This window comes from Aquipseudomonas ullengensis, from assembly GCF_014174475.1.
In the GTDB taxonomy this organism is placed as follows: Bacteria; Pseudomonadota; Gammaproteobacteria; order Pseudomonadales; family Pseudomonadaceae; genus Aquipseudomonas; species Aquipseudomonas ullengensis.
Window position 1 is genome coordinate 265,909 of sequence record NZ_JACJUD010000001.1, and the last position, 21,589, is coordinate 287,497.

Annotated in this window: 20 protein-coding genes; 10 read left to right on the forward strand and 10 right to left on the reverse strand. The window is 66.8% G+C overall.

Translation table 11 applies throughout. The features are described from left to right. Window positions 1-2 precede the first annotated feature (2 nt). From H3H51_RS01145 to H3H51_RS01160, 4 genes are all read left to right on the forward strand, one after another. Entirely contained in the window at window positions 3-1,046 is a 1,044-nt protein-coding gene (locus tag H3H51_RS01145; protein WP_183087183.1) for an ABC transporter substrate-binding protein, read from the forward strand. Then, window positions 1,043-2,770: a diguanylate cyclase domain-containing protein gene (locus H3H51_RS01150; protein WP_183087184.1), complete on the forward strand. Its 1,728-nt coding sequence runs from the start codon at window positions 1,043-1,045 to the stop codon at window positions 2,768-2,770. Before H3H51_RS01145 ends, H3H51_RS01150 begins: the two co-directional genes overlap by 4 nt. Window positions 2,771-2,871: 101 nt before the next feature. Further along, on the forward strand, window positions 2,872-3,840 hold the full coding sequence (locus tag H3H51_RS01155; RefSeq protein ID WP_235981265.1) for a response regulator: 969 nt from the start codon (window positions 2,872-2,874) through the stop codon (window positions 3,838-3,840). Window positions 3,841-3,844: 4 nt separating this feature from the next. Continuing rightward, the gene (locus H3H51_RS01160) at window positions 3,845-4,282 is read left to right on the forward strand and encodes a PAS domain-containing protein (RefSeq protein WP_183087186.1); all 438 of its coding nucleotides are present in this window, start codon (window positions 3,845-3,847) and stop codon (window positions 4,280-4,282) included. A gap of 234 nt (window positions 4,283-4,516) precedes the next feature. Here the strand turns inward: H3H51_RS01160 and H3H51_RS01165 are convergent, their stop codons facing one another. The 9 genes from H3H51_RS01165 to H3H51_RS01205 all read right to left on the reverse strand — a co-directional run bounded on the left by H3H51_RS01165 (window position 4,517) and on the right by H3H51_RS01205 (window position 13,973). Then, entirely contained in the window at window positions 4,517-5,986 is a 1,470-nt protein-coding gene (locus tag H3H51_RS01165) for an aldehyde dehydrogenase family protein (RefSeq protein ID WP_183087187.1), read from the reverse strand. Between the two features lie 19 nt (window positions 5,987-6,005). Next, the gene (locus H3H51_RS01170) at window positions 6,006-6,818 is read right to left on the reverse strand and encodes an ABC transporter permease (RefSeq protein ID WP_183087188.1); all 813 of its coding nucleotides are present in this window, start codon (window positions 6,816-6,818) and stop codon (window positions 6,006-6,008) included. Continuing rightward, window positions 6,818-7,729: an ABC transporter permease gene (locus H3H51_RS01175; RefSeq protein WP_183087189.1), complete on the reverse strand. Its 912-nt coding sequence runs from the start codon at window positions 7,727-7,729 to the stop codon at window positions 6,818-6,820. Before H3H51_RS01175 ends, H3H51_RS01170 begins: the two co-directional genes overlap by 1 nt. Before the next feature lie 65 nt (window positions 7,730-7,794). Beyond that, window positions 7,795-8,940, reverse strand: coding sequence for an ABC transporter substrate-binding protein (locus H3H51_RS01180; protein WP_183087190.1), 1,146 nt, complete (start codon window positions 8,938-8,940; stop codon window positions 7,795-7,797). Window positions 8,941-8,989: 49 nt separating this feature from the next. Next, a complete protein-coding gene (locus H3H51_RS01185; RefSeq protein ID WP_183087191.1) occupies window positions 8,990-10,108 on the reverse strand; it encodes an ABC transporter ATP-binding protein in 1,119 nt (372 codons plus the stop codon). A 212-nt stretch (window positions 10,109-10,320) separates the two neighbouring features. Beyond that, window positions 10,321-11,145 carry a response regulator transcription factor gene (locus H3H51_RS01190; RefSeq protein ID WP_183087192.1) on the reverse strand — a complete coding sequence of 275 codons (825 nt, stop codon included), beginning with the start codon at window positions 11,143-11,145 and terminating at the stop codon, window positions 10,321-10,323. 206 nt (window positions 11,146-11,351) lie between these two features. Further along, on the reverse strand, window positions 11,352-12,686 hold the full coding sequence (locus tag H3H51_RS01195; protein ID WP_183087193.1) for a DEAD/DEAH box helicase: 1,335 nt from the start codon (window positions 12,684-12,686) through the stop codon (window positions 11,352-11,354). A 165-nt stretch (window positions 12,687-12,851) separates the two neighbouring features. Further along, window positions 12,852-13,454 (reverse strand): 3'-5' exonuclease, encoded by a 603-nt coding sequence (locus H3H51_RS01200; protein WP_183087194.1) that lies wholly within the window; start codon window positions 13,452-13,454, stop codon window positions 12,852-12,854. Window positions 13,455-13,463: 9 nt separating this feature from the next. Continuing rightward, window positions 13,464-13,973, reverse strand: a complete 510-nt coding sequence (locus tag H3H51_RS01205) for an NYN domain-containing protein (protein ID WP_183087195.1) — start codon at window positions 13,971-13,973, stop codon at window positions 13,464-13,466. An 80-nt stretch (window positions 13,974-14,053) separates the two neighbouring features. On the opposite strand from H3H51_RS01205, the gene H3H51_RS01210 reads away from it, so the two are divergent. The 4 genes from H3H51_RS01210 (at window position 14,054) to H3H51_RS01225 (ending at window position 17,367) form a co-directional block, all read left to right on the forward strand. After that, on the forward strand, window positions 14,054-14,728 hold the full coding sequence (locus tag H3H51_RS01210) for a YciC family protein (protein WP_183087196.1): 675 nt from the start codon (window positions 14,054-14,056) through the stop codon (window positions 14,726-14,728). A 33-nt stretch (window positions 14,729-14,761) separates the two neighbouring features. Beyond that, the gene (locus H3H51_RS01215) at window positions 14,762-15,190 is read left to right on the forward strand and encodes a VOC family protein (RefSeq protein WP_183087197.1); all 429 of its coding nucleotides are present in this window, start codon (window positions 14,762-14,764) and stop codon (window positions 15,188-15,190) included. Between the two features lie 123 nt (window positions 15,191-15,313). Further along, window positions 15,314-16,405, forward strand: a complete 1,092-nt coding sequence (locus H3H51_RS01220) for an endonuclease/exonuclease/phosphatase family protein (RefSeq protein ID WP_183087198.1) — start codon at window positions 15,314-15,316, stop codon at window positions 16,403-16,405. A gap of 221 nt (window positions 16,406-16,626) precedes the next feature. Continuing rightward, a complete protein-coding gene (locus H3H51_RS01225; RefSeq protein ID WP_183087199.1) occupies window positions 16,627-17,367 on the forward strand; it encodes a substrate-binding periplasmic protein in 741 nt (246 codons plus the stop codon). A gap of 224 nt (window positions 17,368-17,591) precedes the next feature. On the opposite strand, the gene hrpB is transcribed toward H3H51_RS01225, so the two are convergent. Then, entirely contained in the window at window positions 17,592-20,123 is a 2,532-nt protein-coding gene (gene hrpB, locus H3H51_RS01230; protein WP_183087200.1) for an ATP-dependent helicase HrpB, read from the reverse strand. 132 nt (window positions 20,124-20,255) lie between these two features. Here hrpB and H3H51_RS01235 point away from each other — a divergent pair, with 132 nt between their 5' ends. Further along, on the forward strand, window positions 20,256-20,672 hold the full coding sequence (locus H3H51_RS01235) for a polyribonucleotide nucleotidyltransferase (RefSeq protein ID WP_183087201.1): 417 nt from the start codon (window positions 20,256-20,258) through the stop codon (window positions 20,670-20,672). Window positions 20,673-20,700: 28 nt separating this feature from the next. Further along, complete coding sequence (locus tag H3H51_RS01240; RefSeq protein ID WP_183087202.1) at window positions 20,701-21,585, forward strand: cation diffusion facilitator family transporter; 885 nt, start codon at window positions 20,701-20,703, stop codon at window positions 21,583-21,585. The last annotated feature ends 4 nt before the right edge of the window (window positions 21,586-21,589 follow it).

Consider the following 21,589-nt stretch of genomic DNA (forward strand, 5'->3'; position numbering starts at 1 on the left):
CGATGCCGTATCTTCGTCCGCTGCGCCTGTTTCTTTGCCTGCTGAGTCTGCTGCCGGCGCTTGCCCTGGCTGAGCGCCAACCCCTGCGCATCCTTGCCTGGCCCGGCTATGCCGATAGCGATCTGGTGGCCGAATTCGAGCAGCGCCAGCAGGTAAAAGTCGAAGTCACACTGGTCGGCAGCGACGACGTCATGCGTGCCAAACTGGCCGCCAACCAGGGCGGCGATTACGACGTGATCGCCGCCAATACCGCAGAGATCGAGCACTACATCAGCCAAAAGTTGCTCCAGCCACTGCAACCGGCCCGCATCGGCAATACCACCCGCCAGCTCTGGCGCTTTCGCGACTACCCGAAAATCCCCGGCATCACCCACGCCGGCCAGGTCTATGCGATCCCCTATACCTACTCGGAAATGGGCCTGATCTACGACCGCCAGCAGTTCAAGCAGCCGCCCGACTCCATCACCAGCCTGTGGGACCCGCAACTGCACGGCCGCGTGCTGGCCTTCAACACCAGCAGCCACAACTTCGCCATCGCCAGCCAGGCACGTGGCCGCGACCCGTTCCATATCAGCGACGACGGGTTTGCGCCGGTGACCGAGCAGCTGGTCGCCCTGCGCCGCAATGTGCTGGCCTTCTATTCCCTGCCGGAAGAAGCCGCCAACCTGTTCCTCGAACACAAGGCCGCACTGCTGTTCGCCAACTACGGACGCCAGCAGCTCAAGCAGTTGCAGGACGGCGGCGCCGATGTTGGCTACGTGATCCCCCGTGAAGGTGCCCTGGCCTGGCTCGACTGCTGGGCGATCAGCAGCGGCGCGCGCGACCCGAAGCTGGCTGAAGCGTGGATCGACTTCACCCTGGAGCCGCGCATCAGCCACGCCCTGACCGAGCGCCAGGGCCTGTCCAACACCCTCGAAGAACCCGCCGAAGTCGACCGCTCGGCCCGCTTGATCTGGCTACGCCCGGTGGAAGACGCCGCGCGCCGCGCGCGCCTGTGGCAGCGCATCATCTCCGGCGAGCGCCCGCCGCTGGAGGAGACGCCATGAAGTTCGGCATCGCCTTCAAGCTCGGTTGCCTGCTGGCGCTGTTCGGCGTGCTGGTCACCGGGCTGACCGGCTACTACTCCTACAGCAACAGCCGCAGCATGCTGCTCAAAGCCGCCGAGCGTGACCTGCAGACCGCCACCCAGGTACTCGGGCGCAACCTGCGCAGCAGCCTCGACGGGGTCGCGCGCGACGTGCGCCTGCTGGCCGATGTGGCCGAGGAGCGCGACCTGCCCGAGCAAGTCAGCGACATCGACCGCGCCCATGTGGAAGGCGATATGGCCGAGCTGTTCCGCGCGCAGATGCAGGTGCATCCCGAATACCTGCAGATCCGCCTGATCAGTGCCGCCGGGCATGGCCTCGAGCAGGTCCGGGTGGACCGCGACGGCGACCGTCTGCTGCGGGTGGAAGGCGACCAGCTGCAGGAAAAGGCGCACTTCCCCTACGTCTTCGACACCTTGCAGCTGCCCCGCGGCCAGGCGCGCCTGTCGCCCATCGGCATCAACCGCGAGCAAGGCACCCACGCCGCCGAGAATCGCCCAACGCTGTATGTGTCCGCGCCGTTGGTGGATAGCCAGGGCAATGACTTTGCCCTGATCGTGATCAACGTCGACCTGGAGCAGGTGTTCAGCCAGCTGAAAAGCGACCTGCCCGATTATTACCGGGTCTACCTGAGCAACAGCTGGGGCGACCTGCTGATCCACCCGGATCACCAGCGCACTTTCGGCTTCGACCAGGGCCGGCGCATGTTCCTCCAGGACGAGTTCAGCGAAGTCCGCCAACTCCTCGACATGAACGGCCCCAACGGCCTGGTCAGCCGCTCCGGCCAGGAAGCCGAAAAGCCCCTGGTGGCAGCCTTCAGCCGCCTGAAAGCCAGTGCACACAGCCCCGATCGCTTCGTCATCCTCGGCCTGGCCGTGCCGGAAGACAAGGTGCTGGCGTCCGCCGCCCACCTCGGTCAGCGCATCATCCAGGTGGTACTGCTGTTCAGCGTGCTGGCCCTGCTGATCGCCATCTTCGCCTCACGCGCACTGACCCGCCCGCTGAAAAGCATGACCGAGGCGGTGCAGCGCTTCTCCCGCGACCACCAGATCAGCCCGCTACCGGAACAGCGCCGCGACGAGCTGGGCCTGCTGGCGCGCAGCTTCGGGCAGATGCAGCAGGAAGTGCTCAGCCATATGGAGGAGCTCACCCAGAGCCGCAACGCCCTCAACCACCTGGCCCGCCACGATCCGCTCACCAGCCTGCCCAACCGCCGGATGTTCTTCGAGCGCCTGGAGCACGCCCTGGCCAACTCGCGGCGCAGTGGCAAACAGCTGGCCGTGCTGTTCATCGACCTCGACCACTTCAAGGAACTCAACGACACCTTCGGCCACAGCCTCGGCGACCACGTGCTGCAGGCGGTGGGCACCCTGCTGCGTTCGGCCACCCGCGAGAACGACACGGTGGCGCGCCTGGGCGGCGACGAGTTCGTCATCCTCTTCGAGGTGGTGGAAGACGCGCAGCAGGTGATCAGCATCCTGCACAAGCTGTTGGAGCGTTTCCAACTGCCGATGCTGATCGACGGCCACGAGGTGCAGGTCAAGGCGAGCATGGGTGTCAGCCTGTTCCCGCGTGACGGCGACGACATCGAATCCCTGGTGCAGCAGGCCGACCGCGCCATGTATGCGGCGAAGAACGCCGGGCGCAACACCTACTCATTCGAACCGCCCAGCCTGGCCACCTGATCCCGCCTAGCGGGCAGCGACTATGCTTGGCCTATGCCCAGTTTTGCCTTAGCAGCGTGGTAACCCTGTTGATCCCGCTTCTCGTCTGTGACGACTCCAACATGGCGCGCAAGCAGCTGATCCGCGCCCTGCCGGCCGACTGGCCGGTGAGCATCACCCAGGCAACCCAGGGCGAAGAAGCGCTGGCCGCCATTCGCCAGGGGCTCGGCCAGGTGATGCTGCTCGACCTGACCATGCCGGTGATGGACGGCTACCAGGTGCTTGCCAAGCTGCGTGAAGAAGGCCTGGCCTGCCAGGTGCTGGTGGTCTCCGGTGACGTGCAGGACGAGGCGCGGCGGCGGGTCGACGAACTCGGCGCCCTGGCCTTTATCCGCAAGCCGGCCGATGCCGCGGAACTGCGCGCGACCCTTGAACGCCTGGGCCTGTACAACCCGGCCAGCAGCGAAGCCAAGAGCAATCCGCCGCGTCAGGAGCTGGCGCTCAAGGTCAACTTCCGCGATGCCCTGCGCGAAGTCAGCAACGTCGCCATGGGCCGCGCTGCCGCGCTTCTGGCCCGCGTGCTTGGCGTGTTCGTGCAGTTGCCGATCCCCAACGTCAACCTGTTCGAGGTCAGCGAGCTGCACATGGCCCTGCAGGACGCCCAGCGCGGCCAGCGCCTCAGCGCGGTGTGCCAGGGCTTCATCGGCGAGGCCATCGCCGGCGAGGCGCTGCTGCTGTTCCATGATTCGGAAATCGACGACGTGGCGCGCCTGCTCGGCTGGCAACCGAAGAACGCCGGCGAGACCTCGGAAATGCTCCTCGACCTGGCCAGCGTCATCACCGGCGCCTGCCTGTCGGGCATTGCCGAGCAGATCGACGTGCGCTTCTCCCTCGGCCACCCGCAACTGCTCGGCCAGCATGCGGCCATCGAGCAGTTGATCCACCTCAACCAGCAGCGCTGGAAGCAGACCCTGGCCGTTGAGATCAGCTACAGCCTGGAAGGCCACGCCATCCACTTCGATCTGCTGCTGTTGTTCACCGAAGACTCGGTGCCGCGGCTGACCAAGAAAATCCAGTACCTGATGGAGTAGCCGCATGCCTGCGCAGATCGATATCAAGGAGGTGCACTGGCTGCTCGACATCGTGCAATGCCTGGATGTCGGCGTGGTGGTACTCGACCGCCAATACCGCGTCGAGGTGTGGAACGGCTTCATGGAAAACCACTCCGGCCTGTGCCCGGACCAGGCACAGGGACGCAGCCTGTTCGAGCTGTTCCCCGAAATCGACGAGCCGTGGCTGCGGCGCAAGGTAGAAACCGTGGTGCAACTCGGCACCCGCGCCTTCAGTCTGTGGCAGCAGCGCCCCTACCTGATGCGCTTCAAGAGCTACCGGCCGATCACCGGGCAGGCCGATTTCATGTACCAGAACCTCACCCTGCTGCCACTGGCCGCCGCCCAGGGCGAGGTCGAGCATGTGTGCCTGACGATCTACGACATGACCGATGCGGCGGTGCTGCATCTGAGCCAGGGCTGAAGGCGGTTAACGATCCTTTCCGGCTCGGCAATGGCGCCGTAGGCTGGGTTAGCCGCGACCGGGCGTTTAGATCGGACACCGAGCTTGCTGCGGCGTAACCCAGCAGCGGAGCTACAGATGGTGCAGGCGGCGCTGGGTTACGCCCGCCGAGCTTGCGTGGCAAGCGCTGGCAACGGCCAGCGCGGCTAACCCAGCCTACGGTTCGGCGGTTGCAGGGCGCTCCGTCACCCCTCCCTACTTGAGGTACCAGCCCCAGGGCTCGCGGCTGCGGTACTCGGTCACCTGCTTCACCTCCAGATAGTTGTCCAGCCCCCAGCGCCCCAGCTCGCGACCGATGCCGCTCTGTTTCATGCCGCCCCAGGGTGCCTGGGTGAAGGTGGGCTGCGAGCAGTTGACCCAGACGATACCGGCACGCAAGCCATTGGCCAGCCGCGCGGCACGCTCGAGGTCGGCGCTCATCACCGCCGCAGCAAGACCGAAGCGGCTGTCGTTGGCCAGCTTCAGCGCCTCGGCCTCGCTCTTGAAGCGCTTCACGCAGAGCACCGGGCCGAAGATCTCGTCGCGCCAGATGCTGGCGCTGTCCGCCGGTTCGCTGAAGATGGTCGGTTCCAGAAAATAGCCCTGCGGCAGGTGCGCCGGGCGCTTGCCGCCGGTGAGTAGGCGCGCCTCCTGGCGGCCCTGCTCGATCATGCCCATGACCTTCTGGTACTGCCCGGCGCTGACCAGCGGCCCCAGCAGCACGCCGCGCTCCAGGCCCGGGCCGATGCTGATACGGCGCGTCTCTTCCACCAGGCGCTCGATTAGCCGCGGGGCGATGCCCTCCTGCACCAGCAGCCGCGAGGTGGCGCTGCACACCTGGCCCTGGTTCCAGAAGATGCCGAACAAGATCCACTCCACTGCGGCGTCCACGTCGGCGTCATCGAAGACGATGAAGGCCGACTTGCCGCCCAGCTCCAGGCTGATGTTCTTGATGTCGGCTGCCGCCGCCGACATGATCTTGGCCCCGGTCGGCACGCTGCCGGTGAAGGCCAGCTTGTCCACCCCCGGGTGTTGGCTCAGCGGCCCGCCGGCCTCGCCGCCGAAGCCGGTGACCACGTTGAGCACCCCGGCGGGCAGGCCGATGCGCTCGGCCGCGCCAGCCAGTTCCAAGGCGGTCAGCGGGGTCAGCTCCGAAGGCTTGAGTACGCAGGTGGCGCCGGCGGCGAGCGCCGGGGCAACCTTCCAGGCGGCCATCAGCAGCGGGTAGTTCCAGGGAATGATCTGTCCCGCCACCCCCACGGGCTCATGGCGGATGCGGCAGTGAAAGCGCGCGTCCGGCAGCGCCAGCGCTTCGTCCTGGCGGCCATCCAGCTCGCGCGCCAGCTCCGCGTAGTAGCGAAAGCAGCCGATGGCGTCGGCGATGTCCCACTGCGCCTCGGGCAGCGGCTTGCCGTTGTCGCGTACTTCCAGCGCGGCCAGTCCGTCCTGGCTGCGCTCCAGCTCGTCGGCCAGGGCCTCCAGCCAGGTAGCACGCTCGGCTCCGCTGCTCTGCCCCCAGCCCCGATTGAAGGCCTGGCGGGCGGCATGCACGGCGTGGTCGATGTCTTCCTCGGTGGCCGCCGGCACCCGCTGGATCGGCTCGCCAGTGGCTGGATCGAGCGTCTCGAAGTAACCGCCCAGGTCCGGGCTGACCCATTGTCCGTTGATGTACAGCTGGTCACGCATGGCTCTGCTCCATGGGCGCTCAGGCGCCGCTGTGGCGGTTCTGCAAATGACGGGAGGTGAACAGCAGCGCCAGGGAGACGCAGATGATCACCGTGGAGATGGCGTTGATCTCCGGGGTGATGCCCCGGCGGATGGAGGAGAAGATGTAGATCGGCAGGGTGGTTTCCGAGCCGGCGACGAAGAAGGCGATGATGAAATCGTCGAAACTGAAGGTGAACGCCAGCAGAAAGCCCGCCAGGATCGCCGGGGCGATCTGCGGCAGGGTCACCCGCAGGAAGGTGTCCAGGGGCGGTGCGTAAAGGTCGGCGGAGGCTTCCAGCAACGCCTGGTCCAGGGCCTCGACCCGCGTACGCACGATGATCATGACCAGCGCCATGGTGAACAGCGAGTGCGCCGCAATTACGGTCAGCAGGCCCATGCGCAGGCGCGGCAGGCCGGCGCCCAGGAGCAGGTCGAGCAGCGGATTGACCACCTCGAACAGACTGATGAAGGCGATCAGGGTGGCGATGCCGATGACGATGCCGGGAATGATGATGGCGCAGTAGACCAGCGCATCGAAGACCATCCGCACCCGTTTGCTCACGCGCTGCAGGCCGAATACCGCCAGGGTGCCGAAGACCGTGGCCAGCACGGCCGAGCAGAAGGCGATCAGCGCGCTGGTACCCAGCGCTTCCATGATGAAGGAGTTGCCGAAGGCGCGGCCGAACCACTGGGTCGAGCAGCACTGGAAGGACAGCCCGCTGCGCCCGGCGTTGAAGGAGAACAGCACGATCAGCGCAATCGGCGCGTAGAGGAACAGGTACAGCGAGGTTGAATAGCTGCGCAGCCACATCAGAGCATGCCCTCCGTGCCGCGTTTGCCGTAACGCGCCACCAGTTTCAGGTAGAGAGCAATGATCGCCAGCATCATCGCCACCAGGGTCATGGCCACCGCGCTGCCGAACGGCCAGTTGCGCGATTGCAGGAACAGGTCGACCAGCGCATTGCCGACAAAGAACACCTTGCCTCCGCCGAGGATGGCGGGGATCAGGAACTCGCCCATGAGCAGGATGAACACCAGCATCGAACCGGTGATCACCCCCGGCGCCGACAGTGGCAGGGTCACCCGGCGGAAGGTCTCGAAGGCGCTCGCGCCGAGGTCGGACGAAGCCTCCAGCAGGCGCTTGTCGAGTTTCTCCAGGCTGACGTAGATGGGGAACACCATCAGCGGCAGGTAGCCGTAGACGATGCCGATCAGCACCGCCGTGGGCGTATTGATCAGCCGCACGTTCTCCAGCCCGACCATTGCCAGCAGCGCCGGCAGGCCCTTGCCGCCGAGGATGAAGATCCAGGCGTAGGTGCGGATCAGGAAACTGGTCCAGAACGGCACGATGACCAGGGTCAGCAGCAACGAGCGATTGCGCTGCACCTTCACCGCCAGGAAGTAGGCCAGCGGGTAGGCCGCCACCAGGCACACCAGGGTGCCCAGGGGCGCTAGCAGCAGGGTGTTGTAGAAGGCCTTGGCCCGCGAGCCGAGGTTCAGGTAGTTGTCCAGGGTCAGGGCGGCGCTGTAGCCGCCGACCGGGCTACGCTCGCCGAGGCTGAAGACTAGGATGATCAGCAACGGCAACAGCAGCAGCAACAGAAACCACAGGGTCGATGGCAGCAGCAGGAGCAGGGTGACGCGCCGGCCGAGGCTACGGCCGACAGCCGGCACGGCATGGCCCGCATCGGCCAGCGCAGGGGCGCTGAGAGCGACGTTCATGGGGGATTCCTTGATCCGCATGATTCGGTGAATGCCCCCTCTGCCGACGACAGAGGGGGCTTGGCTCAGGCGGCTTTAAAGCGGGCCATCAACTCTGCCCGGGCCGGACTGGTCAGGGTCGCGGCGGCACCGAACTCCAGGGCGCTAAGCAGCTCGGCGGCCGGGTACATGATCGGGTCCTCGAGCATCGCCTTGGGCAGCAGCGCGTCCACCCGCTTGTCGCCGCTGGGGTAGCCGTGGGCCTCCACTTCCAGCTTGTTGACCTGCGGATCGAGCAGGAAGTTGATGAAGGCGTAGGCTGCGTCACGCCGCTCGGCGCTCTTCGGAATGGCGAAGAAGTCGCTCCACAGCTCGCCCCCCTCGCGCCCCAGCACGAACTGCATCTGCGGCATGTCGCGGTGCAGCTGGGAGCCGTCGCCGGTCCAGCACATGGTCATCCAGGCATCGCCGCTGCGCATGGACGGCTGGTAGTCGGAGTTGATCGCGAACAGGTGCGGCTTGACCTCCAGCAGCAGCTTCTCGGCATCGGCCAGCTCCTTCGGATCCAGCGAGTTGAAGCTGTAGCCGAAAGACTTGAGGGCGTTGCCGATGGCGGTCAGCTGGTAGTCGTGGACCATCACCCGGCCCGTCGCCTCGCCCTTGGCCAGCTCCCAGAACTCCTTCCAGGTGGTGGGGCGCGCCTTGATCTGCTCGCTGTCGTAGACGAAGCCGGTGGTGCCCCAGTTCTTCGGCACGGCGTAGACCTTGCCGTTCACGCTGCCCTGCTCCATGAAGCGCTTCTCGAAGGCAGACGGGTCGAAGTTGGGTAGCCGCGAGAGATCCAGCGGCTCGATCAGTCCCAGCTCGACGTAGGTGCTAATGGTGTAGTTGGTCGGCACGAAGACATCCCAGCCGCTGCCGCCGGCCTGCAGTTTGGCGAGCATCTCCTCGTTGGAACCGAACACGTTCATCTGCACCTTGGCGCCGGTCTGCGCGGCGAAGGCGGCCAGGTTGTCGGCGTTGTGGTAGTTGGGCCAGGTGGCCAGGGTCACCCGGTCGCCGATGCTGCCCTTCTCGCCGGCGAAGGCGCGGTTGCCCAGCAAGAGGCTCGGCATGTTGACGGCCGTCACTGCCATCGCCAGGCCGAGGCCGGTCTTGCCGAGGAAGTCGCGACGGCTGATGGAGCCGTTCTGCCAGCTGCGCAGTTGCTTGATGAAGTCTTTCGGGTCCATTGCTGCCACCTGCCTTTCAAGGGTTGATTGTTGTTGTCGCCGCCTGCTGTTAGAGCGTCATGGCCAGGCCGCTGGCCTGATCCCAGCCGATGCGGACCGGTGCGCCATGCTCGAAGGCCGAACGCTCGGCCAGGCCATGCCGCGGCACCCGCACGCAGACGATGCCGAAGGACTCGGTGCGCACTCGGTACTCGGTGAGGTTGCCCAGGTAGATGCGATCCACCACCTCGCCGGGCAGGCTGACCTCGCGGGCCAGCGTCTCGCTGCCGGCGCCGATGGTGATCAGCTCCGGACGCACCGCGATGCAGCCTGCCTCGGCTGCCCTGAGGGCTGGGCCGGAAGGTGTCTGCGGACTGGCCAACTGCAGGCCCTGGGCGGTCTCCAGCAGCACTCGGCCGTCTTCGATGCGCCGCACCGTGCCGTCGAACAGGTTGGACTCGCCGATGAAGTCGGCCACGTAGCGGCTCGCCGGGGTTTCGTAGAGTTGCTCGGGGCTGGCGTTCTGCAGGATGCGGCCGTCCTGCATGACGCTGATGCTGTCGCTCATCGACAGCGCCTCCTCCTGATCGTGGGTCACCAGCACGAAGGTGATACCCACTTCCCGCTGCAGACGCAGCAGTTCGGACTGCATCTCCTTGCGCAGCTTGCGGTCGAGGGCCGCCAGGGGTTCGTCGAGCAACAACACCGTGGGCTTGTTGACCAGGGCACGGGCCAGGGCCACGCGCTGCTGCTGGCCTCCGGACAGTTCGTGGGGCTTGCGCTGACCGAAGCCGGACAGGCGCACCATCTCGAGGGCCTCCTCCGCCAGGCGGCGCTGACCGGCCTTGTCCGGGCGCGGCTGGCGGTAGCGCAGGCCGTAGGCGATGTTGTCCAGCACCGACAGGTGGGGAAACAGCGCGTAGCTCTGAAACACCATGTTCACCGCGCGCTGGTGGGCCGGTATCCCTGCCACCGGGCGCCCCGCCAGCAGCACCTCGCCCGCGCTGGGCTGCTCGAAGCCGGCGATCATGCGCAGGGTGGTGGTCTTGCCGCAGCCGGAACTGCCGAGGAAGGAGTGGAAAGAACCACGGCGTACCTTGAAGTCCAGGCCGTTGACCGCCGCCACAGTGCCGTAGCGCTTCACTACGTGACGGAATTCGATATCGAAGGTTTCGCTGGCATCGCTCACGACCGGCCCCTTTTCCCAGGTGTGCTTGGCATGGGGTAACAGGCTAGCGAGGGGGCTTTCGGGGTGTATATATCCCTCGGGGGATAGGCCGGAACTCCACAGAAACTGTGGAACGCGCTGTGGACAAGTTCTGGATGACCGGCTGCAGGCCCCGCGAGCAGGGGCACTCAGCCGATTGATCGATTTTCGTCCGTTACCGGCTGCGGAGAACGCTAGACCGCCGTACGCAACGGCTCGGGTTCGTCGCGCTGGCCAGCCAGATCGCGCACGAACAAGCCCAGCAGCTCCGATTGGCTGCCAATGCCGAGCTTGGCGTAGATGTTCTTGCGGTGGATCTTCACGGTCCCCGGGCTGATGGCCAGTTGCTCGGCCACCGAGGCGCTGGAATGGCCGCGCAGGAGCATCTGCACCACCTCCTGCTCACGCGCCGTCAGCACCTGCGCACCGAAGTGGTCGAATGTCTCGCGGATCTTGAAGTCCAGGTCATGGGCCGGGCGCGGGGCCTGGGCACGGGCCTGCTCCCAGGCCTGGCCCACCACCTGTTCCACCACGGGCTGGGCGCAGTCCAGCAGCTGCATTTCGTCGCGACTGTAGGCCGGACTGCAGGCGCTGCGCATCAGTGACAGCACAGCCTTGGCGCCGTCGGCCAGATCAATGAAGAAGGCGACTTCCTCGGTCAGGCCGGTCTGCTGGTAGTAGGTCAGGTAGTACTCGCCCAGGTAGAAGTGATCCGGGGCGAACTGGCGCAGGCGCCAGAGGCCCGCCGCCTGGTTGCGGGTGCAGGCCAGGTAGAAGGGGTCGAGCAGATAGGGGCCGACCTGGTAGTCCTGGACGTAGACGTGTCGCTTGTCCGGCGGAAAGGTATCGAACAGCGCCAGCGGCCGGTGATTGCCCTCATAGACGAAGAGGACGAAGTGGTCGACGTGGCAGATCTGCTGCAGCCACTGGCTGAGGCCGAGCAGGCGAGGTCGCCCAGTGGGCTGGGCAAGCAACTGGGCGACGCCGCTGGTCCAGTGCTTCAGTTCCTTGTGGCGCATGGTGAGGCTGCCTGAGAGTGAGCTGCACACCCTTGATGGTAGGCGTTCAGCATTTCGCACAGAAATGCAGGAAGTGCGCCAATATCCTGAAAGCCCTGCCACGCCCGCTATCACGGGCATACCCGTGTCCCGGCGACCCCGCGCCCGGCCTTCGTGCCCCGTAAGGCGTCACCCAATGCCACAGAAGGGTGACACCGAAACGTGCCTCAGCCCTTCTTCGAGCGTGGCTTCTCGCCGAACTTGGGCGCCGTACGCACCGCCTTGGCCTTGGGTTTGTCGTCTTCCTCGAACCAGTTGCCGAGGTGGATCTTGCCTTTGCCAGCTCCCGCACCCGGAATGAGTTTCTGCTTGGGCTTCTTCGGCTTTTTCAGGACCTGGCCGCTGGCGTCGGTCTGCGGCACCCGGTGATCCGGTTCGAAGCCCGGTTCGTCCTGGCGGTGCAGGGTCTGGCGAATCAGCACCTCGATGGCCACCAGCAGTTGCACCTCGTCGGCACACACCAGCGACACCGCCTCACCGGTGGCACCGGCACGCCCGGTACGGCCGATGCGGTGCACATAGTCTTCGGCGACGATCGGCAGGTCGAGATTGAGCACCAACGGCAGGTCATCGATGTCCAGGCCACGCGCCGCCACGTCGGTGGCTACCAGCACGCGCACTTCGCCCGTCTTGAAGCGCTGCAGGGCACGCAGGCGCGACGGTTGCGGCTTGTCGCCATGGATCGAGTCGGCAGCAATGCCCTCGCTCAGCAGCAGGTGCTCCAGTTCGTCGACGCCCTTGCGGGTCTTGCCGAACACCAGCACCTGGTCCCAGCCCTTGCTCCGGTAGAGGTGCAGGAACAGTTCGCTCTTGCGCTTCTTGTCCACCGTCACCAGCCACTGCTTGACGCTTTTGGCCGCCGCGTTGCGCGGGCTGACTTCGATCGACAGCGGGTTGCGCAGCAGCTCGCCGGCCATCTGCCGCACGGCGTCGGAGAAAGTGGCGGAGAACAGCAGGGTCTGGCGCTTCTTCGGCAAGGCGCAGAACAGTTCGTCCAGCTCCTTGGCGAAGCCCAGGTCGAGCATGCGGTCGGCCTCGTCCAGCACCAGCGCCTGCAGCTGATCGAAGCGCACGGCGTTCTGCCGGTACAGGTCGAGCAGACGCCCCGGCGTCGCCACCAGCAGGTCGATGCCCTTGCGCAGCTTGAGCATCTGCGGGTTGATGCTGACCCCGCCGTACACCGCATAGCTGCGCAGCGGCAGGTTCTGTCCGTATTGCTGGATGCTCTGCTGCACCTGCTCGGCCAGCTCGCGGGTCGGCACCAGCACCAGCGCACGCACCGAATTACTGGCGACCTGAGCGCCTTCCATCGTCAGTTTCTGCAGCAGCGGCAAGGCGAACCCGGCGGTCTTGCCGGTGCCGGTCTGCGCCGCGGCCAGCAGGTCGCGGCCCTTGAGTACCGCCGGGATCGCCTCCGTCTGCACGGGAGTCGGCGTGCTGTAGTCGAGCGCTTCGAGGGTGCGCAGCAGAGGATCGATCAGGCCGAGGGAGGCGAAGGTCATGACGGAAGGAACCGGGAAAGAAGAACAGGTGTGCAGTTTACCTGCTGCGCCGCCCCAGCGCCCGTCACGGCCAACGCGAGTACCTGAGGTAGGGTGGATCGCGCTTCACCGATCCACCGAGCGGAACCGTGGTGGATGAACAGAGCGTCATCCACCCTACTGTTTTCAGGCCTTGAGCAGCGCACGCACCTTGGCCGCCGACAGCTTCTGCAGGCCGCACAGGTAGGCGTGGCTGACCTCGGCCACGCGATGCTCCTCGCGCAGGCGCCGGGCCAGCAGCAGGGTCAGGTTGGCGGCCATTTCTGCATCGGCCAGCGCGCGGTGCGCCTGGCCGGTTTCCGGCAGGCGCGCCCAGCGATTGAGATTGCCCAGCTTGTGGCTCGGCGCATCGGGCAGCAGGCGCCGCGAGAGCAGCAGCGAGCAGGCGAACTCCTGCTGGCGCCGACGACGCAGCAGGCCCAGCTCGGCATCCCAGAACTTCGAGTCGAAGGCGGCGTTGTGTGCCAGCAGCGGCGTGGCACCGACAAAATCCGCCACCTCGCCCATCACCTGCGCCACCGGCGGCGCGCTGCGCACCATGGCGTTGCTGATGCCGGTGAGCTGTTCGATGAACGGTGGAATCCAGGCCCCGGCATTCATCAGGCTCTGGTAGCGATCGACGATCTGGTCACCCTCGATGATCGCCACGCCGATCTCGGTCGGCCGGGCATTCTGTGCCGGCGACATACCAGTGGTTTCAAAGTCGATAACAGCAATGCGGTCGAGCATCCGGTTTCCTTAATGCTTGAGCAACAGACTGCCTTCAACCGGCACATAGCGGTCGGCGGCGCGGATCAATGAGTTGGCGGTCAGCCCCGGCACGCCGTAGACCGTACTGGCCACGCCGTGGGCGCTGCGCAGCTTGTCCAGCAGCAGGTCGAAGTCGCCATCGCCGGAGGCCAGCACCACTTCATCCACCCGCGGCGCGGCGTCCAGCACGTCGATGCAGATGCCGACATCCCAGTCACCCTTGGCCGAGCCATCGGCGCGCTGGATGTAGGGCTTGAGCTTCACGGTGAAGCCGAGGTTGCGCAGGATCTGCTGGAACTGCTGCTGCTTGGCGTCGCCACGGTCGATGGCATAGGCATAGGCCTCGGCGATCTCCCCGGCGGCACCGACATGGGCCCACAGCGCGGCGTAATTGAAGTGGCAGCCATGGGCCTGGCGCACGGTGTAGTAGAGGTTCTGCACATCGACGAACAGGGCGATCTTCTTCACGGGGGGACCTGTAGGGGAAGTGGCGGCCATTATGCCCGGCTTGCCCCATGTTCGCCGGCCCCGACCATCGGCTACAGTGAGGCCTTGTAGTACTGCCGCGATTTCTGCCGATGAATCCATTCAGCGTTCTGCGTGACTCGTTGTTCTTTTTCAGCCGCAACCTGGGCAGCATCGCGCCCCTGTGCCTGCCGCTGATCGCCCTTGAATGCCTGACCCGTTCGGTGGTCGCCGCGCAGATCGACGGTGCCCATGCGCCGGCCTACGAGGTGCTGATCGGCCTGCTGTTCTACCCGCTGTACAGCGCCGCGCTGATCCTCTTTCTCGATGCGCGCAGCCAGGGCAAGCGGCCCTCGCTGCGTAACCTGCTGGCCGCCAGCCTGCCGCTGTGGCCGGCCTTTGCCGTGCTGGCCGGGCTGAGCACGCTGCTGATCATGCTGGCCGCCACGGCGTTCATCCTTCCGGCGCTGTGGGTAATGGCCAAACTGGCCTTCGCCGAATACCTGCTGGTGCTGCGCGGCCTGTCGCCGCTGCAGGCGATGCGCGAAAGCTTCCAGCTCACCGTCGGACACTTCTGGTCGCTGCTGGCCTGCGTGCTGCTGGTGATCGTGCCGCTGTGGCTGCTCGACGACCTCACCCTGCAACTGCTCGGCGAGCAGCAGGACATAGTCGGCGGCCTGCTGCTGGACTGCTTCAATAGTTTCCTGCAGCTGTTCTCCAGCGTCGTGCTGTTTCGCTGCTTCATGCTCTGCAGCGCCCAGCCGGCACAAGACAGCACCACCAGCTAGGCTTGCCGCTGTGCCACTCATGGAGGATCGACCATGGCCGAGCAAAACCCCAGCATCCTGTCCCACGTGTCCATCGGCAGTAACCGCTTCGACGAGGCCGTGATCTTCTACGATCAGGTCCTGGCAACGCTCGGTTGCCAGCGCATCATGGCCCACCCCGGCGCCGTGGCCTGGGGGCGCGAATACCCGGAGTTCTGGGTGCAGCAGCCCATCGACGGGCAACCGGCGAGTATCGGTAACGGCAGCCACTTCGGTTTCGTCGCACAAAGCCAAGCGGCGGTGGACGCCTTCTACAACGCCGCCCTGGCCGCCGGAGCCCGTGCCGACGGCCCGCCCGGCCCACGCCCGGATTATGGTGCGCCGTACTACGGCTGTTTCGTGCGTGATCTCGACGGCCACAAGATCGAAGCCGCGTACTGGGATGCCAGCCTGGGCATGACCCAGGAGCCCCACAGTCACTGAGCCAGCGGCAGGCGCAACATGCTTGCCTGCGCATACCCGGCCTGAATTGCCTGGCCTGGCGCATGCCCGCCGGCAGCATCTCGGGTATGCTGCGGCCCTCTGCAGCCCAGTCACTATCGGCCCATGTCCTTGCCTCGCCCACTGCGCATCTGCCTGCTCGCCCTGACGAGCGCCGCCGCCATCCTGGTCGCCCTGATCTACTGCCTGACCTGGCACCCGGCGGCGCGAGAAGAAGCGCCCGTGGCCTGCCACATCGCCGCGCCGATCCTGCAACCGGGCCAGGCGATCAAGGTGATGACCTGGAACCTGCAATCCTTCGGCGGCAAGGGCCGCACACCGCAATACCAGCTCGAACACACCGCTCCGCCGACCCGCCAGCCCAGCGCCAGCCAACGCGCGGCGACCCTGGACCAGGTGGTGCGCATCCTGCGTGACGAACAGCCGGACGTCTTGCTGTTGCAGGAGCTGCAGGACGGCGCCCGCGCCAGCGACTACGAAGACCAGCTGGCGCTGCTGATGGAGCGCCTGTCCGACCTCTACCCCTGCCGCAGCGAAGCCTTCTACTGGCGCGCCGCCTTCGTCCCGCACCCGCGCGTGATGGGCAGCGTCGGCATGAAGCTGGCAACCCTCAGCCGCTTCCAGATGAGCAGTGCCGAGCGCCTGCAACTGCCGCAGGCCGGCGGCAACCCGCTGACGCGCCCATTCGGCCTCAAGCATGCCCTGCTGGTCAGCCACCTGCCGCTCAATGGCGGCGGCGAGCTGGTGGCGATCAACAGCCACCTCGATGGCTCGTCCCGGGGTGACGACACGCTCTATCGCCAGGTCGAGATGAGCGGTGGCCTGCTCGAACACCTGGAGCAGGAAGGCACGCCCTGGGTTTTCGGCGGCGACCTCAACCTGCTCGCGCCCGGCCAGTACCCGCAACTCACCCCTGAGCAGCGCTCCGCCTATGCGCCGCATAGCGAACTGAGCGAGTTGGCTGCGCGCTTCCCGAGCATTCCCAACGCAGCCGAGGCCAGCGGTGCCGAGCGCCAGCAGTGGTACACCTATGCCCCCGACAACCCGCGCGACAGCCGCCCGGACCGCACCCTCGACCACCTGCTGCACAGCCCGCGCCTGCACCGCCTCGGCGCCCAGGTGCGCAATGGCGACACCCGGGATATTTCCGATCACCTGCCGCTCAGCGCGCGCCTGCTGCTGCCACTCACCCCCTAGAGCCTGCTCAAAGGCTCGCGAGCTAGAGCAATGCAAGGCAAAAGCAGGCGAGGACGCGGAGTTTACGAATTGTAAATGAGCAGTCCGAGCCTGCTTTTAACGCAGCAGGGCCGACGCGCAGCAGCCTTTGCGCAGGCGCCTGGCTGGACAAAGGCATGGCACGTCGCCATGCTCGGGCTCAGCGTCACCACAACAAGACGGCCCAAGCCGCGAAGTGCAGAATGCCCAGAACGATTTTTGCTGCCCTGCTGTTCCTGCTCCACTGTGCCGGCGCCCATGCGCAAGGCACGTCCACGCCCATCACGGTCGACGTCGGCTACTACGAATTCCCGCCCTACTCCTGGACCGGCCCCGACGGCACGCCACAAGGCTCGTTCCTCAAGCTGACCGAACGCCTGCTGCGCCATGCCGGCTACCGCGGCAAGTACCGTGCGTACCCTGGCGCACGCCTGTACGCCGGCCTGCGTGATGGCAGCGTGCAGCTGTGGCCCGGCGCCGGCGGCAAGCCGGAGCTCGAAGGCCACACCCTGGAGGCGCGCAACAGCATCGGCGCCATCAACCTGGCCCTGTTCTACCGCCCGGACACGCCACCACCACAGCTGCCGCAGGGCCTGGCCGGACGCGACGTGATCCTGATCAGCGGCTACAGCTACTGGAAACCGGTCACCGACTGGCTCGACGATCCTGTCCTGGGCCTGACCACCCACCGCACCAGCACCCATACCGCCGCCCTGGAAATGCTCCAGCGCCATCGCGGTGACTTCCTCATCGACTACCAGAGCCCGGTGGAACAGGCGCGCCAGAGTCTCGGCCTTGAGCCGCTGCAGTCGACTTTGCTGCATCGCCTGCAACTGCGCCTGATCGCCTCACGCCATGCACCAGGCAGCGCGAAGCTGCTGAAAAAACTCGACCAGGCCTATGAACAGCTGCAGGCCAACGGCGCCGACCTCAGCATCGAGTGACCTTTATTTAGGCGATGTCCCAGTGATGTGTTGCCAGGGAAGAACCTTCTCGCTTGCCCGGCACCAATCTGGATTCCCGCCTGCGCGGGAATGACGGAGTGGGTGGGACGACGCGGTGCCACACCCCCTGCCTCGTCATTCCCGCGCAGGCGGGAATCCAGAGGCATTCGGCAGCACGGAAAGCGGCTAGCCAGATGACGCAACACGTAACTGGGACAGAGTCTTTATTTACGTGGCTTGGCCCGCGCAGTGGGCTCGGCGATCAGCGGATCATCCGGCCAGTAGTGCTTGGGGTAACGGCCCTTGAGGTCCTTCTTCACTTCGATATAGGTGTTGGCCCAGAAGCTGGCCAGGTCCTGGGTCACCTGCACCGGCCGGCGCGCTGGCGACAACAGGTGCAGTTTGAGCCCCAGACGGCCGCCGGCGATGCGCGGCGTGCTGGCCAGGCCGAACAATTCCTGCAGGCGCACCGCCAGTACCGGCGGCTCTTCGGCGTAATCGATGGCGATGCGCGAGCCCGAGGGCACCGCCAGGCTGCGCGGCGCCAGCTCGTCGAGGCGCTGCGGCAGCGGCCAGGGCAGCAGGCTGGCGAGCATGCCGGGCAAATCCAGGTTGGCGAAGTGGCTGAGCCGGCTGACCTTGCCCATATAGGGCTGCAGCCAGTGCTCCAGACCGGCCAGCAGCGCCGCGTCACTCAGGTCAGGCCATTCGCTGTCGGCCTTCTGCTGCAGATCCAGGCGCCGCAGCAGCGCCACGCGCGCCTGCCACTGGCGCAGCTCGGGCGTCCACGGCAACAGCTCCAGGCCCTTGCGCCGCACCAGGCCAAGCAGGGCGCGGGCGCGCGCCGCCTCGTCCAGGCCGCTGAGCGCCTCGCGGCTGAGCACCAGCTCGCCGACCCGACGCTGGCGCTCGGCGCGCAACATGCCTTCACGCTCGTCCCATTCCAGTTCCTCGCGCAGGCTGACCTGCTCGGCCAGCTCGCCGTCGAACAGCGCCGGATCGAGATCGGCGGCCAGGTAGATACGCTCCTCACGCTGACCCTGGCGGCTGCCGAGGTCGGCGATCACCAGCCATTCATGCTTCATCAGCGCATCCGGCTCGCCGAATAGCGCGGCGCGGCCATTGGCCAGGCGGTACTCGCCGCCCCCGGCACGGCGCTGGCAGGCGACCCGGTCCGGGTAGGCGAACGCCAGCAGGCAGCCAAGCCAGCGCGGATGCTCCGGATCGGCCACCGCCGCTACGGGCTTGCCGCGCAGGTAGGAGCGGAACTGCCGGGCCAACTGCCGCGCGCGCTGCACGCCGCCTCGGGCGGCGCTCCGCTGGCTGCCGCGCTGGGCCTTGTCCTCACCACTGAGCAGGGCGATGCGGCTGTGCAGATCGGCCCCGCCGCCACGCAGGATGTCGCGCTCGCCCAGCAGCGCCGCCAGGTCGCAAGCCAAGGGAGCCAACCCCAGCGCCTGGCCGCGCAGCAGCAGATGGGCGATACGCGGATGGGCCGGCAACTCGGCCATGGCCTGGCCGTGGCTGTTGAGGCCGCCACGCTCGTCCAGCGCGCCGAGGCGCTGCAGCAGATCGTGGCCCTGGGCGAAAGCGGCCGCCGGTGGCGCATCGAGGAAGGCCAGCTCGCCGGGCATCACGCCCCAGCGCGCCAGTTGCAAGGCCAGGCCAGCCAGGTCGGCCTGGAGTATTTCTGCCGCACCATAGGCGGCCAGTTGCTCGTGCTGGTTCTCCGACCACAGGCGATAGCACACGCCCGGCTCCAGGCGCCCGGCACGGCCGGCACGCTGGGTAGCACTGGCGCGGGAGATGCGCTGGGTGTCCAGGCGCGTCATGCCGCTGGCCGGGTCGAAGCGCGGCACCCGCGCCAGGCCGGCGTCCACCACCACGCGCACGCCGTCGATGGTCAGGCTGGTCTCGGCGATGTTGGTCGCCAGCACCACCTTGCGCTGGCCTGCCGGCGCCGGCTCGATGGCCGCGCGCTGGGCCGCCAGATCCAGCTCGCCATGCAGCGGGCAAAGCAGAATATCGCGGCGACCGGCCAAAGCCTCGGCCAGTTGCTCATGCACACGGCGGATCTCGGCTTGCCCGGGGAGGAACAACAGCAGGCTGCCCGACTCGTCGGCCAAGGCTTGCAGCACCGTCTGCAGCACCCGCGGCTCGACCCATTCACCCGGCTGGAACGGACTGCCCCAGCGGATCGCCACCGGGTGCATGCGCCCCTCGCTGCGCACCACTGGCGCGCCGCCGAGCAGCGTCGACAGGCGTTCGCCTTCCAGGGTGGCGGACATCAGCAGCACCTTCAGCGGCTCGTCGCGCAGCAACTCGCGGCCATTGAGGGTCAGCGCCAGGGCCAGGTCGGCATCCAGGCTGCGCTCGTGGAATTCATCGAAAATCACCAGGCCGACGCCCTCCAGCGCCGGGTCGTCCTGCAGGCGGCGGGCGAGGATGCCTTCGGTGACCACCTCGATGCGCGTGCGCGGGCCGACCTTGCTCTCCAGGCGGATGCGATAGCCGACGGTTTCCCCTACCGCTTCGCCCAGCTCGCTGGCCAGGCGCTCGGCGGCGGCGCGAGCAGCCAGCCGGCGCGGTTCGAGCATGAGGATGGTCTGCCCGGCCAGCCACAGCTCACCTAGCAGCGCCAGCGGCACGCGAGTGGTCTTGCCGGCACCGGGCGGGGCTTCCAGCACCACTTCATGGCGCTCGCCAAGGGCGGCGCGCAGTGCAGGAATTACGGCATCGATGGGCAGGTGGGTCATGCGGCCTCCGGGCTGGGGCGGCGATTATAGATGCAGCACAGGTGGAACTGCGTGGCGCGCGCTCAGGTCTCAAACCCATGCTACTGCGTCAGCGGAATTGCTATAGTTCCGCACCACTTTCAGGAGGTGCCTATGCGCACGCATTCCCGCATTATCGGTGGCGTTCTCGCCATTTCCCTGCTCAGTCAACTGGCCGCCTGCGGCACCCTGTTCTACCCGGATCGACGCGGCCAGATCGATGGCAAGATCGACCCGGCAGTCGCCGCCATGGACGCCATCGGCATCCTGTTTTTCGTCATCCCCGGCCTGATCGCCTTCGGCATCGACTTCGCCACTGGCGCCATCTACCTGCCGGACGGCAAGTACGCGGTAGCACCTGCGGCCCTGCAGGACGCCATCGGTGCCGACGGGCGTGTCGACGCAGCCAAGCTCAAGGCCATCATCAGCCGTGAAACCGGCCGCGACCTGCCGCTCGACGACCCGCGCCTGATCCAGCACAGCGGCAGCCTGCAACAATTGGCCGCCTACGGCCTGCGCCCAGCAGCCTGATGCCCGGGCCGGCCGACACGGGCTGGGCATGAGCGTCGCCCCCCAGCATGCGCGCCTGCTGCGCCTGGCCACCCGCGCGGCGCTGGCCACGGCGCTGCTGCTGGCAGTCGCCAAGGCCGTGGCCTGGTGGCTGAGCGGCTCGGTCAGCCTGCTCGCCGGGTTGACCGACTCGCTGCTGGACAGCGCCGCCTCGGTGCTCAACCTGATCGCCGTGCACTACGCCCTGCGCCCGGCGGACGAAGACCACCGCTACGGCCACGGCAAGGCCGAGGCATTGGCCGGCTTGGCCCAGGCGCTGTTCATCGGTGCCAGTGCGGTGCTGATCGCCGTGCAGGCGGTGGAGCACCTGCGCCACCCGCATCCGCTCGGCGCGCCGGCCTTCGGGGTGGCGGTGATGATCCTGTCGCTGCTGCTGACCTGCGCCCTGCTGCTGTTCCAGCGCCACGTGGTACGGGTGACCGGTTCCACGGCAATCCGCGCCGATTCGCTGCACTACCGCTCCGACCTGCTGCTCAACGCCAGCATCCTGGTCGCCCTGCTGCTCGCCAGCTATGGCTGGGAACGCCTGGATGCACTGTTCGGCCTGGGGATCGCCGCCTACATCCTGTGGAGCGCGCTGACCATCGTGCGCGAGGCGGTGGCGGTGCTGATGGACGAGGAGCTGGCGCCGGATGTCAGCGAGCGCATGCACGCGCTAGCCTGCGCCGTGCCGGGGGTGCTCGGCGCCCATGACCTGCGTACGCGGATTTCCGGTACCCGCTGGTTCGTCCAGCTGCACCTGGAACTGCCCGGCGAGCTGCCGCTGTCAGACGCACACCGGCTCTGCGAGCAGGTCGAGCAGGCGATCCATGGCGAATTCCCCCGCGCCGAGGTGCTGGTGCACGCCGACCCGATCGAGGTGGTGAAGCGCTGAGCAG